Raw genomic sequence first — 18,017 nt, forward strand, 5'->3', positions numbered from 1 at the left:
CCATCCTCCACCAAAAATGCGAAAAGGCATCTTTTTGTTCACTAATCGAGCAAAAAATAAGAAATGGATGCAAAAAGGCAACCTTTTTCGCTCTACAAGCTGATTTCTCCTCATTTCAGCATAAATAAGTGCCTATTCGCACTTTTGCGCAATAAAATCCATTGAAGAGCATAAAATAAGTGCCTATTTGCACTTTTGCCAATTCACTCCATGGAAGAACAATAAAGGTGGCATTTGCCCAAACCGTATCCGTACTCAATCCCCTGCACTGCAACCGCAACTGCAACTGCTTCCGGCTACTGAACCGCATACCGCTCTTCACACCATTTACCAGTACCTCGACCACCACCTAGCGAATCCCACCACTTAACTCCGAACCTCAGACTACCCCATTACTCTCACACAAAGTAGTAAAAGAACGAGAGGAGCTATTTGAGCTCAAATAGCGAAATAAAAAAAGTTGCGGAACGTAGTTCCTCTATTTCGTCACGAATGCAAGAAATGCGTTCGAAATAACAAAATAGCGGACTGACGTTCCGCAACTAGATGTAATTGGGTGCTTCCCGTATCTGCACACTAGAAAATCCCCAGTTGCACGTGGATAGAATTACTTCTTCATTACATGCAATCGGTACACATATTCGAATAAGAATTCGAATGCCTCAAGATGCCTTTTGGCCTCAAAAGCATTCGCGCCCCAAGCGTAGATGCCGTGCTTGCGAAGAACGATACCAGGAATACGCGGTACGATCGCACCTTCAACCAGCTCAGCAATGCGTGGGATCTCTGCATAGTTCGGCAAGATTGGAATCTCAATTTGAGCTTCTTCATCCCAAATATTGAACGCTTTAATGAGCTCAACGCCATCAACGGGAATGCTCCCGCGTTCAGCGTATAGTTCAGATGCTAGATTGTTAAAAATCGTATGCACATGGAAAATAGCGCCAGCGCCTGTTAAGCGGTATATCTCACTATGGATCAAGGTCTCCGCAGATGGCTTAAGGCTAGTAGCTTCTGTCGGCAAGCCTTTCTCATTGACGAGAAGGAAATCCTCGGGAGTTTGGACGGATTTATCTCTTCCGCTAGACGTAATAGCGAAGGTGAAAGCGTTCGGCTCAAAGCCGCCAACACGAACAGATAAATTACCGCTTGTCGCTGGGAACCATCCCCGTGCTGCCAGGTTCGCTTTGATCTCACGTAATTCAGCGAAGGCACGCTGTTTTTCTTCTAGTAAAATACTCATTTGACGGGCTCAGCCTCCAATTGCTTAATGATGTCGAAGAACGATTCGAAGGGATGGTATGCATAGCCAAGTTGCTCACAACGCTCAATAAGATGTGATCTAGCAAAAATGGTATCTACAAGCTTAGCCCCTTCAAAATCGGTGATGCTGTCTCCGATAATAATGCGTTCATACCGCTCAGAATCGTAGGAACGAATGATGCTTGTTTTGCACATGCCGCAGTCGGTGTGACAGTGAGCATCACAGGGATTCGGCCATAGAATCTCGATCGTTTCACCTTCGAAAGAGCTAGCGTTGCAATAGATATGATCTTCAGGAATCGCGAACGCGCGAAGCAGTGGATAGATAAAGAAATCGATACCCCCGCTTGTGATCAAAAGGGTAATGCCTTGCTCCTTGCAGTAGGAGACGAATTCTTCAAATCCATCACGAATCGTCGCATTGTTGATCGCATAATCCACAATCTCCGCTTTGCGAGAAGTAGGCAGGAGGGCAAACATTGCCCCAACACCTTCACGAATGGAGATTTGCTGTGTCACAATCTTCTCGACAATGCCTTCCCAACCTGCTGGATTGAAATGCTTCATAATCGCTACAATGTTATCGTTAACGGTGATCGTACCGTCAAAGTCACAAAAGATGATGCGTTCCTTGCTCATTCTCTAATCCCCCATGTGTCAATAGCTGTTTGTAGCTCTGGATGTGTTAGGGCGTATTCACGCAATGTCTTACCTTGTAAAGTCGCATCAATTGCTTGACGGAAAGCATGTCCCCCAGCGATCGTTCCCATTGGGTGACCATGGATACCTCCGCCTGCATTCACGATAACATCTTGACCGAAATCGCGTAAGATGAGTGGCACAAGACCAGGATGGATCCCCGCGGATGGGACCGGGAAGCTGGGAGCTAATGTTAATTCTACATCAGACGGAGCCTGATACGTGTAATCTTTGCGTAAATCATTCGTCAACAACACATGCTTAATGGCCAAATTCTCTTCCTTCGGCATAACAACGGAGCCATAAGGAGAAGGGAATAATACCAAATCAGCACCGGCAAGGCGCATTAATTTGCCCAAAAGGACGGAAGGCGAGATCCCGTAGTGTGGCGATGGATACATAGCGCCAGCCATTGCAGGATGTGCCATGATCGGAATGTTGATCTCTGGGTCTGCGCTTAATTCATGCAGCACATCGAAGCCGTATGCCAACACGTTGAATAATAATGCGTTTGCCCCTTCGGCGATCGCTTTCTTCGCTTGTGAAGCAAGTTTAGACGTTGAACCGGTCAAATTTACTGCATAGAGCAATTTTTGACCTGTCTCTTTCGTGGCTTGCTCAGCGGCTTCGAGACAAATCGCAATGCGCTTCTCCAAAGGTGTTAAGGGATTTTCGAATAAAATCTCGTCATCCTTAATCAGATCAACACCACCAGCTGCTTGTAAATAAAACTGTTCGCGCAATGCTGGCAATTCATACCCGACAACGGATTTGAAAATGCTCATGAGCAGCGGACGATCATGTACGCCAAGGAGATTGCGAACGCCTTGCATGCCAAATTTCGGACCAGGGAACCCAGCTAAGAAATCAGAGGAGAAGGCAAGGTCGATCAGTTTGATTTTGCCATCCATAGAAAGCTTGCCGAACACCGTTACTAACAGCGCGGGGATGTCGCGGCTATAGTTCACATCGGGATAAGCGATCGTGATATCTGCGTAGCGTCCCGAAATGGGTTCACCAGGTGCTGGTTCGTGGACTTCAACGGAAACGACCTTGCCCAAATGCTTCTCCATCGAAGCTTTCTGCGCCTCTGGGAGCTCCGTCCAACTGCCGACGGTAAGCCCAACTGCGATGCCAGTTGCTTTTTTATGAAAATCGGCTTTCTCATCGAAACTCCGATAGGTTGCTAAACAATATGAACTCATAACGAACCCTCACCTGCTTTAACTTAGAATTCTACTATTAGACCGATTTACCTACAGGACTGTTAGGCGCAATTTGTTCGCCCATTTCTTTCGTGCGAGCGGCGCAATGCAACACAGCTTGATGGACAGCTTCGTCGAACTGATAGCGATCCAAAGCTTGAATAGCAGCATGTGTAGCACCGTTAGGAGACGTCACTTTGCGGCGTAGCTCCGCAGGGTGTTCTTTGGTACTCTGAACCATGTGCGCAGCACCAAGCACCGTTTGAAGTGTTAATTGATTTGCGTCTTCTGGGGATAAACCGCCTTCGATACCCGCTTTAATCATTGCTTCCATCAGGTAATACACGTAAGCAGGTCCACTTCCGGAAATGCCAGTGAGGATTTCAAGTTTGTCTTCTTCTACAATCGTAACAGTTCCGACGGCTTCAAACATTTGGATAGCAAGCTGCTTGAATGTATCATTAACCTTAGAAGAGAAGCTCATTCCTGTCGCGCCTAATCCAATGGTGGAGGAAGTATTTGGCATGGTACGAACGATTGGCGAGTTGGATTTCAGAAGTCTTTCGGCCTTCTCGATAGATAGGCCTGCAATGACGGAGATTATCAGTTGTCGCTCGTTCAAAAGCGGGCCAAGTTCGGCAAAAGAAGACTCCACATCTTTCGGTTTCATGCAGAGGACAACAACATCGGCTTCTTGAATTAGTGTGTTCTTCGTCGCTTGATCGGAAGTGGCTCCAACGCCATATTCCGAACATAGAAAGGCCAAGCGATCTTGATTGGAGCGATTCATCATTGAAACATTTTGCGGATTCGCGACTCCCGTCTGAATTAGTCCGCGGACGATAGCTTCAGCCATAGAGCCTGCACCTACAAAAACGATTTTCGTTTGCGATAACATGAGTGACATCCGTTGTTCCTCCTCCTAAAGTTTATTCGCGTATTTGTCCGCTTCCATAGACGCGGTATTTGGTTGAAGTTAGCGAAGGCAGCCCCATAGGACCACGTGCATGAAGCTTCTGTGTGGAGATGCCGATCTCGGCACCGAAACCAAACTCAAAGCCATCGGTAAAACGTGTCGAAGCATTATGATAAACAGCAGCTGCATCCACTTCTTGCAAGAATTTCTCCGCATTGGCAGCATCTTCCGTTACGATACACTCCGAATGCATCGTACCATAAGTACGAATGTGGGCTAACGCCTCATCTAGATCCTTAACTACTTTGATGGATAAAATATAATCCCCGTACTCCGTACCCCAATCGGCTTGTTCAGCAACTAGCATACTAGGGACTAGTTCTCTGGAACGCTCGTCGCCTCTAAGCTCAACGTTAACCCCTTGGAAAGCGTCAGCAATGGCAGCAAGATGTTTCTCGGCTATCGCTTCATGCACAAGCAACGTTTCCATACTATTACAAACGGATGGGCGCTGTGCTTTGGCATTAATCCCGATGCGAACTGCCATATCAAGTTGAGCACTCTGATCTATAAAAGTATGACACACCCCTGCACCTGTTTCAATGACTGGGACGGACGCGTTATTGACAACATTTTGAATAAGTGAGTGGCCGCCACGTGGGATTAGCACGTCAATAAGACCGTTGAGTTTCAGCATTTCATCGACGGAGCTGCGATCGGCGCTAAGAATTAATTGCAGAGCATCTGCAGGCAGGTCAGAACGCTCTAAAGCTGCATGCAGGACCTCCACTATTTTCTCATTCGAAAATAGGGCAGAGGATCCGCCACGAAGTACAACGGCATTGCCGGTTTTGAGACATAAACCTGCAGCATCGACCGTCACGTTCGGTCTTGCTTCATAGATAATACCGATGACGCCTAGAGGTACACGAATTTTACGAATGCGTAATCCATTTGGGCGATCGAAAGATTCGAGCGTATCGCCAATTGGATCAGGTAACTCTGCAATTTGACGAAGGCCTTCGGCCATCGCAGCAATGCGTGTTTCGTTTAGAGCCAATCGATCCAGTAGCGAAGCGCTAGTGCCTAGCTCTTTGCCTCGCTGCAGATCCTTGCTATTAGCTTCAATAATCGCTTGTTGTTCCGTAATTAAGGCGTCTGCCATCAGCAATAAGGCTGTATTTTTTTGCTCAGTTGTGAGATTGCCCATTGCTTGGGCAGCTTGTTTGGCCAGCTTGGATTTGTTAATAACTTCACTCATGGGAAGACCTCCTAGTTGAAAAAGGTTTGGCAATGCGTTAACAATTGTTCCACGTTCAGCTCATAGGCAGAACCGCTGCGTCGTTCTTTACACTCGACTATGCGTTCGTTTGCCTTTTTACCAATAGTAAGTCGTAAGGGGAAGCCGAGTAAATCGGCATCATTAAATTTCACGCCTGGACGTTCCTCGCGATCATCCCACAGGACCGAATAGCCTGCGCTAGTTAACGCGTTGTAGATTTCCTCGGATAGAGCCATGTGGGTTTCATCCTTAACTTGAACAGTTAATAGATGAATGGAATAAGGGGCCAGCGTGTTTGGCCAAATAATGCCTCGCTCATCATGATGCTGTTCAATGACGGCAGCTAACACGCGTGACACGCCAATGCCATAACAGCCCATAATCATTGGTTCGGAGAGCCCGTTCTCATCGGTGTAAGAGGCGCCAAGCCCCTCACTATATTTGGTGCCGAGCTTAAATACGTGCCCAACTTCAATGCCTTTTGCAAAAGCGAGTTCATGTCCGCAGTGAATACAGGATTCTCCCTGGCCCACATTGCGAACGTCCACATAAGTTAATGCACCAAGATCACGCTGAACGTTCACGTGCAGAAGATGATAGTCCGCTTCATTGGCACCAACAACGGCATCTGCAAGTCCTTGAATCGAATTGTCTGCAATCAATTTGACGGAAGTTAAACCAATTGGACCAATGAAACCCGCAAGGGAACCTAGCGCAGTAATTTCCGCTTCAGTTAGCATGGTGATTTCATCTACACCAAGAACGTGTTTTAACTTGATTTCATTAATTTCGAGATCACCACGTATAAGCACGATCACAGGTAGGCCTTCTGCTTGCACAGCGACGGATTTAATAATGTGCTGCGGTTCAATCGTGAGGAATTGGCTTAATTGTTTGATGCTCGTTACGCCTGGTGTATGAACTTTCGTAAGCTGTGCAAGGGACACGTCAATGGATGATGTTCCTTTATTTGTGATGACGCCAGAGGCTTTCTCCAAATTAGCAGCATACTGACAAGAAGGACAGTGTACGATCGTATCCTCTCCGACATCCGCCAAGGCCATAAATTCGTGCGTATCCGTACCGCCAATGGCGCCAGAATCCGCTTCGACCGCACGGAATTGCAACCCGCAGCGTGTGAAAACGTTGACATAAGCGTCATACATCGCTTGATAGCTAGCATCAAGACCGCTCGCTGAGCGATCGAAGGAATAAGCGTCCTTCATTATGAACTCACGCCCACGCAGCAGGCCGAATCGAGGTCTGCGCTCATCCCGGTATTTCGTTTGGATCTGATATACCGTGAGCGGCAACTTTTTATAAGAATGAATCTCATCTTTGACGAGTGTAGTAATTACTTCCTCGTGCGTCGCACCTAAAGCAAACTCGCGTCCGCCTCGGTCTTGGAGTCGCATTAATTCAGGACCGTACACGTCCCATCGACCAGAAGCTTTCCATAATTCGGCAGGATGGAGGGCAGGCATGAGCATTTCTTGGGCACCTGCGCGGTCCATTTCTTCGCGTACAATGGTTTGAATATGTTGTAAAGCCTTGAGACCCGTAGGTAAGTAGGAATAAATGCCGCTCGATAATTGTCGAATGAGCCCTGCTCGCAGCATGAGTTGGTGACTGACTGCCTCGGCATCTCCCGGTACATCTCGTAATGTTGGATTTAGTAATCGTTGTTGTCTCATTAGTAAGGGAGCACCTCGCTTTCTATCACATCTGTTTACAATTAAGTCAAAGGCACCCATTCATCTCGGTGAATAACTTCGATGCGTGACACTTCGACGCGTTTCTGGACTTCGTCCGTCGAAAGGCCTGCTGCGGCTTGAACTTGCCAAGCCGCATAATTGACGACGCCGCGGCCCAGCAGCAGGCCTTCACTACAGATCACCTCGACGACGTCGCCGGGGTGGAAGTCGCCAACCGCTGACGTGATGCCAGCGGGGAGGAGGCTCTTCCCACCGTTGACCAAGGCAGCCTTGGCGCCTTGATCAACGATGATTTGCCCTTGGGGCAGCGAGTGGAAGCCGACCCACTGCTTTTTGACCGGCAGATTGTTCAGCGCCGTGTCGAAGTATGTTCCCTTGCCGGTGCCGTCAACGGCAAGGTCCAGATCACCGGGCTCGAGTACGCGCCCGATGAAGACCGGCACGCCCCCGCGCATCGCGATGCGGGCGGCTTCAACCTTGGAGCGCATGCCGCCGGTGCCGACCGCGCTCCCGGAGCCTCCAGCGAAGGAGAACAGCTCGTCGCTGATGGCGTCTACGCGATCGATGCGCTGTGCGTTCGCGTTCTTGCGAGGATCGTCCGTGTATAGGCCGTCCATATCCGTAATAATGATCAATTTGCTCGCCTTGACCAAATTGCCCACTAATGCTGACAACGTATCATTGTCACCGAATTTCAGTTCATCTACCGAGACGGTGTCATTCTCGTTAATGATCGGAACGACCCCGCGTTGCAGGAGCTCGTCAATCGTCATCATCGCGTTCTGCACGCGCTTGCGGTTGGAGAAGTCGTACCGAGTCAGCAGAATTTGCGCCACGCTTATGCCGTGTGACGTAAATGCTTCATGGTACGCCTGCATTAAGAGCGCTTGGCCGACGGCTGCGGCGGCCTGCTTCTCGTGAAGCACCTTGGGCCGTGTACGATAGCCCAAGGAAGTGAAGCCGGCGGCTACTGCGCCAGATGTCACGAGCAGCACTTGGCTGCCGCTGCGTTGCAGTTCTGCAAGTTCCGCCGCAAAAAAACGTATTTTATCCGGGTTCAATCCACCCGTGTCTGAGGTTAATGAGGAACTGCCGATTTTGACTACGATTCGCTGAGTCATGTTCATCCCATCCTTCGATTTCCAACTATGTAGATACAAAAAAGACTCCCGTCCTTAAAACATAAGGACGAAAGTCTGTTGCTTCCGCGGTACCACCTTAGATTAGCGCATATCAAATAGAAGCGCTCTACTCTAGATTCCCTGTATAACAGTAGGGTTCTGTTCAACTCATCGTTGACGGTTCAGGGGCGGGTTCAGATTCGGTTCACGGCAAGCTCTCTCAGTCGGTGGAGCTTACTCCCTGGTTACGTGCGGTCACGATTCCTACTATTCCCATCATAACGTTGCTGTTTGGAATTTTGATTCTATCTAGAATAGCATGGTAGGTAAGGCTTTGTAAAGGAGAAAAAGACCAAATTCTTGTCCCAATTCCTTAAAAAAGGTTCAACTTTCCAATTCGCTGCACAGCCTCTGCTAACCGTTCTTCCGAAGACAGAAGCCCCAGTCTAACATAACCTTCGCCATGCGTTCCGAATCCTACACCTGGTGCTACGACGACTTTAGCTTCTTCCAGAAGCAAATCGGCGAGACTCTGGGAGGAGTGCCGTTTGGGCACGGGCAGCCAAGAGAAGAATGAACCTTGTGAAGGCTTAGCGTTCCAACCGATGCTTGCAAGTGCTGTGTACAGCGCATTTCGACGACTTTCGTACACGTCACGCAGCTCTGTCACACATTCTTGTGAAGCCGTTAATGCAGTAGCAGCCGCTGCTTGGATACCACCAAACAAAGAGCAATAGTAGTGATCCTGCATTAAGTTGATGAGACGAATAACTTCTTTGTTACCTAGGGCAAAGCCAACTCGCCAGCCGGCCATGTTGTACGTTTTGGACAGCGTATAGAACTCGATTCCTACTTCTTTGGCGCCAGGGGTTTGCAGGAAGGAGATTGGTTTCTGACCATCAAATCCAATTGCCCCATAGGCGAAATCACTAGCAACAACAACGCCATTTTTCTCAGCAAATGCAACGGTTTCTTCATAGAAGGAAGCGGGAGCCGTCGCACCCGTCGGGTTGTTCGGATAATTAATGAACATTAGCTTGGCACGGTCCAAGTCAGACTGTTTTAGCTGGGAATAGTCCGGCAGGAAGTTATTTTCCTCACGCAGCGGCATGAAGGCCATTTCCGCACCTGCTAGTGCGACACCTGACCAATAATCCGGATAGCCAGGATCGGGAACAAGGCAGACATCGCCTGGATTCAGTAAGCATTGAGCAATTTCGATAAGTCCCGTTTTGCCGCCAAACAAGATAGCCACTTCAGTATCGGGATTCAAATCTACGTTGTGATCCTCTTTGTAACGCTGTGCAATCGCCTGTTTCAGGAATGGAAATCCGCTAAATGGCGGGTATTTATGATACAACGGATTGGCAGACGCTTCTTGGATGGAAGCCACAATATGCGGTGGCGTAGGACGGTCAGGATTACCTTGACCCAAATTAATAACATCATGGCCAGCGGCGATTTGTGCATTTGCTTTGCCAACGAGCGTTGCGAAGAACTGTGTAGGTAGACCCTTCATTCTTTCAGCAGGTTGTATGGCAAATCGAGAAGATGTTGAGGATACGTTTGTCACGGCTTAATTCACACTCCGGAGGTCGGGATTTTAAATGATACCCTAAATGTAACATGATTAAACTTTTTTTCATAGTCGATGAAGATAATCAATTGTACTTCATTTTGCCCTTGTCATATGATGAAAGCACAGATTAATGAAGGAGGTGAATGAGGATGACAGATCACGTTCAAGTTGCGGATGTATTTCTGCAGGAATCCCTACGTGCATTTCAAAGTATGAAGAAGCTCGGGGATCAAGCCTTTGCCCAGATGAGTGAGCACTGTTTCTATCAGACATTAGATGAAGAATCTAATTCACTTGAAGTGATCATCAAGCATATGCATGGGAATATGTTGTCCCGTTGGACCGATTTCTTAACCACTGATGGTGAAAAGGAATGGCGTGATCGCGATAGCGAATTTGAAGGGGAGCGTCACTCCCGAGAAGAGTTACTTGTTCTTTGGGAAGAGGGATGGCAGGTTCTGTTCGCGACGTTGCAAGACTTGACTGCTGAAGATGTACTTTCACTAGTTAAGATTCGTGGAGAAAGCCACACGGTTCTGCAAGCGATTCAGCGTCAAGTATCACATTATGGTTATCATGTCGGGCAAATTGTGCTGCTTTGCAAACATTGGGCCAATCACGATTGGCAGACGCTCAGCATCGCGCGAGGTCAGTCCAAACAATTTAAACCTACGTTATAGTTAGTGGCCGAATCGGAACATCGGATCAACAGAGTGTTGAGTTAGGCGCACATTTCGACTACTATGTACACATACATGCATTTTTTTGAATTGGAAGGAGTCATCAGAAATGTCCCAAACCCAACTACTTAACCTAGCACTTATTCAAATGGATATTGCCATTGGTGATCCAGATTGCAATTTTGCTCACTTAGAAAAGCTGCTGCTTGAAGCCGTGAATGCGGAGCCGAAGCCAGATGTGCTTATTTTTCCAGAGATGTGGAATACGGGGTATGCGTTAACTGAAATTCATCAGTTGGCTGATGTGAACGGGGAGAGGACCAAAGCGTTCTTGAGCACGTTTGCTCAAACACATCAGGTGAACATTATTGGTGGATCGATTGCGGATAAGAAAGAAGAACGTGTGCTGAATACGATTTACGCCTGGGATCGCCAAGGTAATGAAATCGCCGAATATTCCAAAATCCATCTCTTCCGACTTATGGATGAGGAGAAATTTTTGCACAGCGGGGAACAGTTAGGCTTGTTTGAGCTAGAAGGGGTACCTGCTGGGGCGATGATTTGTTATGATATTCGTTTTCCAGAACTGTCACGTAAATTGGCGTTAGATGGGGCACGCATTCTGTTTGTACCTGCAGAGTGGCCGCATCCGCGACTTCATCACTGGCGTACTCTTCTAATGGCTCGTGCGATCGAGAATCAAATGTATGTCGTATCGTGTAATCGTGTGGGAACGAGCGGAACGACGAATTTCTTCGGTCACTCGATGGTTATCGACCCTTGGGGCGAGGTACTGGTTGAAGGCGATGAGAACGAGGCGATACTTCGAGCTACAATTGATTTAGAGGAAGTTATCCGTGTACGGGGCAAAATACCCGTTTTTGAAGATCGTCGGCCCCATTTGTATTAGGGAAGTTGATTTTTGTGTCGAAATTTTGTAAACTAAAACCAATTGAATGATCAATTGTGGCTATGAAGGATGAATAGTACTTGAAGGACTTCATGTTCAGCGAACTGGGGATGGTGAAAGCCCAGAATGAAGCTCAAGGAAACGGCTATCCGGAGCCAATACGATAAAGGGGATGCATACATGATTGTATGTATCAACTAGGGTGGAACCGCGGGTGCTCAAGCTCTCGTCCCTAGGCATTATTTGATGCCTTTGGATGTTGAGCTTTTTTGATGTTTGCTCATATCCAAACGGTTGTCATCGGGCGCAGTCCCACTAACTAGAAAGCTTAAGGAGCGATTGAACAATGAGTGTAACCATGGAGCAAGTCGTCGCGTTAGCGAAGCACAGAGGTTTTGTTTTCCCAGGTTCAGAAATTTATGGGGGTTTGGCAAATACGTGGGATTACGGTCCGCTTGGCGTAGAATTGAAGAACAATATCAAACGTGCTTGGTGGAAAAAATTCATTCAAGAGTCCCCATACAACGTAGGTTTGGACGCAGCGATTTTGATGAACCCGCAAGCATGGGTGGCATCTGGTCATGTCGGAAACTTCAACGATCCGATGATCGATTGCAAAAGCTGTAAAGCCCGCCACCGTGCGGATAAATTGATCGAGAATAAGCTGGCTGAGAAAGATATTGAAATCATCGTCGATGGTATGACGTTTGATGACATGATGAAACTGATCGTGGAACACAACATCGTGTGTCCAGACTGCGGAAGCAAGGATTTCACAGATATTCGTCAGTTCAACTTGATGTTCAAAACGTTCCAAGGCGTAACAGAAGCAAGCTCTAACGTGGTTTATCTACGTCCAGAAACGGCACAAGGGATCTTCGTTAACTTCAAAAACGCACAACGTACGATGCGCAAAAAGCTGCCATTCGGTATTGGCCAAATCGGTAAAAGCTTCCGTAATGAGATCACGCCAGGTAACTTTACGTTCCGTACGCGTGAGTTCGAACAAATGGAGCTTGAATTCTTCTGTAAGCCAGGTGAAGATTTGAAATGGTTCGAGTACTGGAGAAGCTTCTGCCACAACTGGTTGCTTACGCTAGGTGCTAAAGAAGAAAACCTGCGTCTTCGTGACCATAATGACGATGAGTTGTCACATTATAGTAATGCAACAACGGATATCGAATACAAATTCCCGTTTGGTTGGGGCGAGCTTTGGGGTATTGCGGACCGTACGGACTACGATTTGAAGCAGCACATGGCGCATTCAGGCGAAGATTTCAACTACATTGATCAAGAAACGAATGAGCGTTATGTTCCTTACTGTATCGAGCCTTCGCTTGGAGCAGACCGTGTCACTTTGGCGCTTCTAATCGATGCGTTCGAAGAGCAGAAGCTTGAAGGTGATGACAGCCGTACAGTGCTTCACTTCCACCCCGCATTGGCACCTATGAAAGCAGCGATTTTCCCACTTTCCAAGAAATTAAATGAAGGTGCGCAGGCTGTTTTCGCCGATCTTGCGAAGCATTTCATGGTTGATTATGATGATACAGGTTCTATCGGTAAAAGATACCGTCGTCACGATGAGATCGGTACGCCATTCTGTATTACGTACGATTTCGAATCCGAGACGGATGGTCAAGTAACGGTACGTGATCGTGATACCATGGAACAAACACGTATGCCGATTTCGGAATTGAAAGCCTTTATCGAGAATGCGCTACAATTCTAATCATTGATAAAATAGAAAACCCCTTGTGAGCTCGTCAATATGACGGCTTGCTAGGGGTTTTTCATTAGATAACATAATCTAAGACATCACTATAGGGTAAGTAACGTCGAACTTCACGCAGCGGCGGTGTATAGACATGGATTGAAACAGCCGGCTCATGAAATGGATTGCTTAATTGGTGGATTTGCTCAGCAGGCGCAGTGAAATATTCCCCGGCTTGGATGAAGTCATCCTTATGAGCAACTGGGTAACCTTCTGAATCTAACGAGTAGGTTGAATTCACTAAGGAACCTAAGACAAGATAAGCTACACCAACGGACAAGCCATGGTTATGGATGGCTGTTGAACGGGAAGCCGGAATATGAATGACGATAACTTCTAGATGGGGTGAGCTAAACACGACATTTCGGCCATAAGGCAGTTGTGTTGGCTCGGTCTTAAACTCTGGAACGAAAGATAATTTGTGTTCTATCGATTGAAGGGCCTCGATTAATTGCTCCAAAGTTGGTGTATGCAACTTACAGAATGTCTGTTCAATTGCGTGAATAAGCGTCATTGGCATCTCGCCTCCTAGGCATTCTTATCTCTTTATCAAATATTATTTGTAAAAGGATAAGTTTTGTTTATATAATATGCCTCGGCGATTCATTTGGTTAGGGTTAAATGTAGTCACCTATTATTATTCAAAGATGGTTCATGAACAAATCCAAATCGAAGGTTGTATCCAAAGAAGTGAAGAGAGTTATGCTAACGAATCGTTTGCATAACCTCTTTCATTGTTGAGATAAAGGATTCGGCAGCTTTGGAAATATAGCGACCTTTGCGATAGGCAATAACGAGCTTGCGTGAAGGTCTGCCTTCTAAGATGACGTTTACGGGAGAAAGTTCGTGTAAGCTTCTTTTGGAAATTAAATAGGGAACGAAAGCAACACCCATCCCTGCTGCAACAAGCGATTGCACAGTTTCCATATTACTCGATTCGAACACAATATTCGGTGTGAAACCAGCTTCTTGGCATAGATCGAGGGTCAGCTTCCGGAAGCCTTGTCCTTTCTTCAATGCGATGAAGGGTTCCTTTTCCAGTTGAGAAATTTGTACATGATCCTTACTTGCAGCTAGTGGGTGCAGCGGCGGTACGGCAAGGATAATTTCTTCTTCTAATAACGTCTCATAGACGAGAGATTCTTCTCGTAGAGGCAAAGACAACAGAGAAATATCGGTTTGCCCGTTCACGGTTAAGGTCTCCAGGTTAGATGAAGTTTCTTCAACGAGCGATATTTCTATATCTGGATATGCAGCTTGAAACACGGGTACCACGTAGGGTAAAATAGTCGATCCTGTAATTGGCATTGAGCCAATCACGAGGCGGCCTTTTTTCATTTGAGAAATATCTTCCATTTCTTTTTTAAGCCCCTCGATCATATCGAGAATCTTTTGGGATTTCTCGACAAACAGAGAACCAGCATGTGTCAGCTCTACGGAATTCGTACTGCGCTGAAATAGAAGGACACCGAGTTCCTTCTCAAGCTTAGACAGTTGTTGGCTTAATGAAGGTTGTGCTATATGTAACTTCTCCGCTGCGCGTGAGAAATTTCGTTCTATGGCGATCTGAATGGCATACTGTAATTGACGTAATTCCATGCGAAGAAGTATCCCCTTTATTCATGTCTTGATGGTTATCATATCAAGCTTTTTGGGGTGAAACAAGGTGGACATAGGAACAATTAACCACAAAAGGCAATGAAGACCGGTAGCGACCAGTTTCATTGCCTTTTATGATTATTAATTATTTGCGAACAGTACTTCTATACATAAGGAATAATAGATACGGAGCGCCTATGATAGCTACTACGATACCTGAGGGAATTTCTTTGGGGATAAGAATTGTTTTCCCTATAATATCCGCCAATGTGAGAAGGAATGCCCCTAAGATAGCGGATAGAACTACGGATTTCTGATGATGCTGTCCCATGAAGAGGCGAACAGCGTGTGGTGCTAATAAGCCAACAAAACTTACTGTTCCAACTGCCGCTACGGCAATTGCCGCAACGAACACACCGATGGCAGCGGAAATTAATCTCGTTTTTTGTAATTTCAGACCTAGCCCAATAGACACGTGGTCACCGAATGCTAATAGATCTACACGGCGCCCAAGTAACCAAGCACTTGGTACTAGAATGACCGTTGTAACCAGAAGTTGGATGACTTCTTTCCAACCTCTAGAATAGGTGCTTCCTGCTAACCATGTAAGTGCAGGAGCGGCTCCAAGTTTGGACTGGATCACAAGAAATTGAATGACAGCCGAGCCGATTGCAGAAACCGCAATTCCGACAAGAATGAGAACAACGGGATTCAGCCCCTTTTTCCAAGCGAGCGCATAGACGCTGCCGGCGGAAATGAGTGCGCCGACTATAGCACCAATAGGAACCAAAGTTGCTGAAGCAGTTGGCCAAATCGTCAATACCAGCAAGGCGCCCATTCCGGCACCAGATGTAACGCCGACGACGGATGGATCAGCAAGTGGATTGCGAACTGCTCCTTGCATCATGGAGCCAGCAACAGCCAAGGAGGCTCCAGCGAGCGCAGCGACCAGAATGCGAGGCAGACGCAGATTCAGAATGACGTTGCGAGCCATCTCTTCTCCTTGCCCTGTAATTACAGCGATAACATTCGATATAGGAATATGCAAAGCTCCAGCTGTTAAACCGAATAGTATCAAGACAACTAGTGCAATTGCAGATACCACGACGATGATGGGATATGGAATTTTCGTGCCTACGTAACCGACGCTCATCGAGTTGCTTTCAGCGGAAGCTTTCATTCGAGAGCCGCGAATTGCGAGCCAAATCAGCCATGGTGCACCGATCAGGGCAGTTACGGAACCTGCAGGAAGCTCGCCTAGTGTACTGTGGAACATTTTGGCAATGGTGTCTGCTCCAAGCAGAACTGCCCCACCCCAGATCGCACTTCCTGGAATCAACAGTCGATGTCGTTGTAAGCCAATTAAGCGGACAAGATGCGGCGCGATAAGCCCTATAAAACCAATAGGTCCTACTACACTAACAGTCGCACCTGCCAGTAGTATCGCTGTAGCTAGCGCAACTAATCGGACTAGGTTGATATTCTCTCCTAACGAAATAGCAGTTTCTTCACTCAGAGCTAGCATATCCAGCTTTTGATGGAACAGAAAGGCAACGACGAGCCCGATGCAAGTCCATGGGAGTGCAAATCGAACCCCTTGCCAATCGTTCTGTCCTAATGCACCTGAACCCCACATGAATAAGCCATTGGTGGCATCCTCGAACATGATCTGCAAGCCGTTTGTGAACGCTGACAGTACGAGCGTTACGATCATACCCGCGAGTGCCATACGTAAAGGCGAGCTTTTGCGGCCGCCAGACATGTAGTAAGCCATAACGGCTGCGCCACAAGCCCCAATTAATGCAAGAGGTAAAGCATGATCCGACTTCAATGCCGGGAAGAAAACAGCAGCTAGAACTATAATGAAATAGGCGCCTGCATTCAAACCTAGCGTTGAAGCGGAGGCAAGTGGATTACGCGTGACAGTTTGCAGTAGTGCACCTGCAACAGCAAGTGCTGCTCCGGCAAGCATACCTATCACTGCGCGCGGCATGCGAAGCCCCCGCACCATTAAATGGTCGGGGGTATCTTGTGGAGATATCAAAGCTTGTATAACCGTATGAACGGTAATGTTCGCTTCTCCTTGCGTTATATTGAGAAAAAGCAAGAGGAGGAGAGTGAGCCCCCCACCTCCAAATACAAGAAGTGATTTCCACTCGATATTAGCGAAACGGTTAGTTTTCGATGTCATCGCGGATTGGATCATTTCGTAAGCGCAGCAGCAGTTAGCTCAGCGAATAATTTGGCAGATAAAGGTCCACCGAAAGTCCAAGTGTTACCTGGAAGCTTAAATGTCTTGTTGTCTTTCACGAATGAAAGACCTTTCCATACGGCATTGTCTTTCAATTGTTTCTCGAATACATTGTCCGCATCTTGAACAATATAGAAGAAGTTTGCATTTTGAACAGCAGGTAAAGCTTCTACAGAAGCAGTTGAGAACCCATAAAGCTCGAATTTAGTGGACTTAAATACATTTTTCAAACCGATACGATTCATAATCTGAACGACCATGGAGTTATCAGTGAACATACGAAGAACAGCATTGTTTTGATTGCTGAACGCTTGTGTTAAAGCAAACTCAGCGCCATCTTTTTTCGCAGCAACTAATTTCGCTTTCGTATCTGTGTAAGCTTTGTCTAGATCAGCTAGGACTTTGTCACCTTCCGTTTTCTTACCTACGATATCGGAAATTGTTTTGAAAGTAGTAATCATATCCGAGTATTGATCGCCTTTACCTTCAGCCGGGTAGGATTCGAATGCGATTGTTGGAGCAATCTTGGAAAGAGCTTCATAGTTCTTGCTTGAACGCAATGTGCTAGTAATGATAAGATCTGGCTTCAAACCAGTGATTGTTTCTAGGTTAGGTTCTTGACGAGTTCCTACATCAACGACAGAAGCATCTAATGCAGGTTTAACATTTACCGCACCAAGGTAACCTTTATTATCAGCTTGCCCTACAGGTTGAAGGCCAAGTGCTAATATATCTTCTGTGTATGCCCACTCTAATGTTACAATGCGTTTCGGTGTACCTTTAATTGTTGTTGTTCCTAATGCGTGTGTGATTGTTTTATCAGCAGCAGGTGTTGCTGTTGGTTGAACAGTTGCTGCAGGAGCAGGTGAAGCAGTTGATGAAGATGAGTTCGAAGTTCCGCATGCTGCTGTAAGGAATAGCAACATAAGTGAAAGTGTGAAAGTAACTGGTTTAATAAGTTTACGCACAATAAATCCCCCTGTTTATGTATTCAAATAATTGGTGAATCGATGGTCATTTCGATAA

Annotated in this window: 15 protein-coding genes; 3 read left to right on the top strand and 12 right to left on the bottom strand. The window is 46.7% G+C overall.

The features are described 5' to 3' along the window. Window positions 1-607 precede the first annotated feature (607 nt). From mtnB to AC58PV_RS26420, 8 genes are all read right to left on the bottom strand, one after another. Window positions 608-1,243 (bottom strand): methylthioribulose 1-phosphate dehydratase, encoded by a 636-nt coding sequence (mtnB, locus tag AC58PV_RS26385; protein ID WP_497435611.1) that lies wholly within the window; start codon window positions 1,241-1,243, stop codon window positions 608-610. Then, the gene (locus tag AC58PV_RS26390) at window positions 1,240-1,902 is read right to left on the bottom strand and encodes a 2-hydroxy-3-keto-5-methylthiopentenyl-1-phosphate phosphatase (RefSeq protein WP_497435613.1); all 663 of its coding nucleotides are present in this window, start codon (window positions 1,900-1,902) and stop codon (window positions 1,240-1,242) included. Before AC58PV_RS26390 ends, mtnB begins: the two co-directional genes overlap by 4 nt. Beyond that, window positions 1,899-3,167, bottom strand: coding sequence for a 2,3-diketo-5-methylthiopentyl-1-phosphate enolase (locus tag AC58PV_RS26395; RefSeq protein ID WP_497435614.1), 1,269 nt, complete (start codon window positions 3,165-3,167; stop codon window positions 1,899-1,901). Before AC58PV_RS26395 ends, AC58PV_RS26390 begins: the two co-directional genes overlap by 4 nt. A 37-nt stretch (window positions 3,168-3,204) precedes the next feature. Then, window positions 3,205-4,074, bottom strand: a complete 870-nt coding sequence (gene proC / locus AC58PV_RS26400; protein WP_497435615.1) for a pyrroline-5-carboxylate reductase — start codon at window positions 4,072-4,074, stop codon at window positions 3,205-3,207. 22 nt (window positions 4,075-4,096) lie between these two features. Further along, window positions 4,097-5,344: a glutamate-5-semialdehyde dehydrogenase gene (locus AC58PV_RS26405; RefSeq protein ID WP_497435616.1), complete on the bottom strand. Its 1,248-nt coding sequence runs from the start codon at window positions 5,342-5,344 to the stop codon at window positions 4,097-4,099. 11 nt (window positions 5,345-5,355) lie between these two features. After that, complete coding sequence (locus AC58PV_RS26410) at window positions 5,356-7,059, bottom strand: proline--tRNA ligase (protein WP_497435618.1); 1,704 nt, start codon at window positions 7,057-7,059, stop codon at window positions 5,356-5,358. A gap of 41 nt (window positions 7,060-7,100) precedes the next feature. Continuing rightward, entirely contained in the window at window positions 7,101-8,201 is a 1,101-nt protein-coding gene (gene proB, locus AC58PV_RS26415) for a glutamate 5-kinase (RefSeq protein ID WP_497435619.1), read from the bottom strand. 373 nt (window positions 8,202-8,574) lie between these two features. After that, on the bottom strand, window positions 8,575-9,774 hold the full coding sequence (locus tag AC58PV_RS26420; RefSeq protein ID WP_497435620.1) for a pyridoxal phosphate-dependent aminotransferase: 1,200 nt from the start codon (window positions 9,772-9,774) through the stop codon (window positions 8,575-8,577). Between the two features lie 155 nt (window positions 9,775-9,929). Between AC58PV_RS26420 and AC58PV_RS26425 the strand changes: the two genes are divergently transcribed. The 3 genes from AC58PV_RS26425 (at window position 9,930) to AC58PV_RS26435 (ending at window position 13,099) form a co-directional block, all read left to right on the top strand. Next, on the top strand, window positions 9,930-10,460 hold the full coding sequence (locus tag AC58PV_RS26425; RefSeq protein WP_497435621.1) for a DUF1572 family protein: 531 nt from the start codon (window positions 9,930-9,932) through the stop codon (window positions 10,458-10,460). 109 nt (window positions 10,461-10,569) lie between these two features. Then, a complete protein-coding gene (locus AC58PV_RS26430) occupies window positions 10,570-11,370 on the top strand; it encodes a carbon-nitrogen family hydrolase (protein WP_497435623.1) in 801 nt (266 codons plus the stop codon). 346 nt (window positions 11,371-11,716) lie between these two features. After that, the gene (locus tag AC58PV_RS26435) at window positions 11,717-13,099 is read left to right on the top strand and encodes a glycine--tRNA ligase (RefSeq protein ID WP_497435624.1); all 1,383 of its coding nucleotides are present in this window, start codon (window positions 11,717-11,719) and stop codon (window positions 13,097-13,099) included. Window positions 13,100-13,163: 64 nt separating this feature from the next. Here AC58PV_RS26435 and AC58PV_RS26440 read toward each other — a convergent pair whose 3' ends face one another. The 4 genes from AC58PV_RS26440 to AC58PV_RS26455 form a co-directional block, all read right to left on the bottom strand. Next, window positions 13,164-13,655, bottom strand: coding sequence for a cysteine dioxygenase (locus AC58PV_RS26440; protein WP_497435625.1), 492 nt, complete (start codon window positions 13,653-13,655; stop codon window positions 13,164-13,166). A 191-nt stretch (window positions 13,656-13,846) separates the two neighbouring features. Continuing rightward, window positions 13,847-14,740 carry a LysR family transcriptional regulator gene (locus tag AC58PV_RS26445; protein ID WP_497435626.1) on the bottom strand — a complete coding sequence of 298 codons (894 nt, stop codon included), beginning with the start codon at window positions 14,738-14,740 and terminating at the stop codon, window positions 13,847-13,849. Between the two features lie 145 nt (window positions 14,741-14,885). After that, the gene (locus AC58PV_RS26450; RefSeq protein WP_497435628.1) at window positions 14,886-16,931 is read right to left on the bottom strand and encodes an iron ABC transporter permease; all 2,046 of its coding nucleotides are present in this window, start codon (window positions 16,929-16,931) and stop codon (window positions 14,886-14,888) included. Between the two features lie 11 nt (window positions 16,932-16,942). Continuing rightward, a complete protein-coding gene (locus AC58PV_RS26455) occupies window positions 16,943-17,959 on the bottom strand; it encodes an ABC transporter substrate-binding protein (RefSeq protein ID WP_497435629.1) in 1,017 nt (338 codons plus the stop codon). Window positions 17,960-18,017: the final 58 nt, after the last annotated feature.

Source organism: Paenibacillus sp. J22FR83 (genome assembly GCF_059691955.1).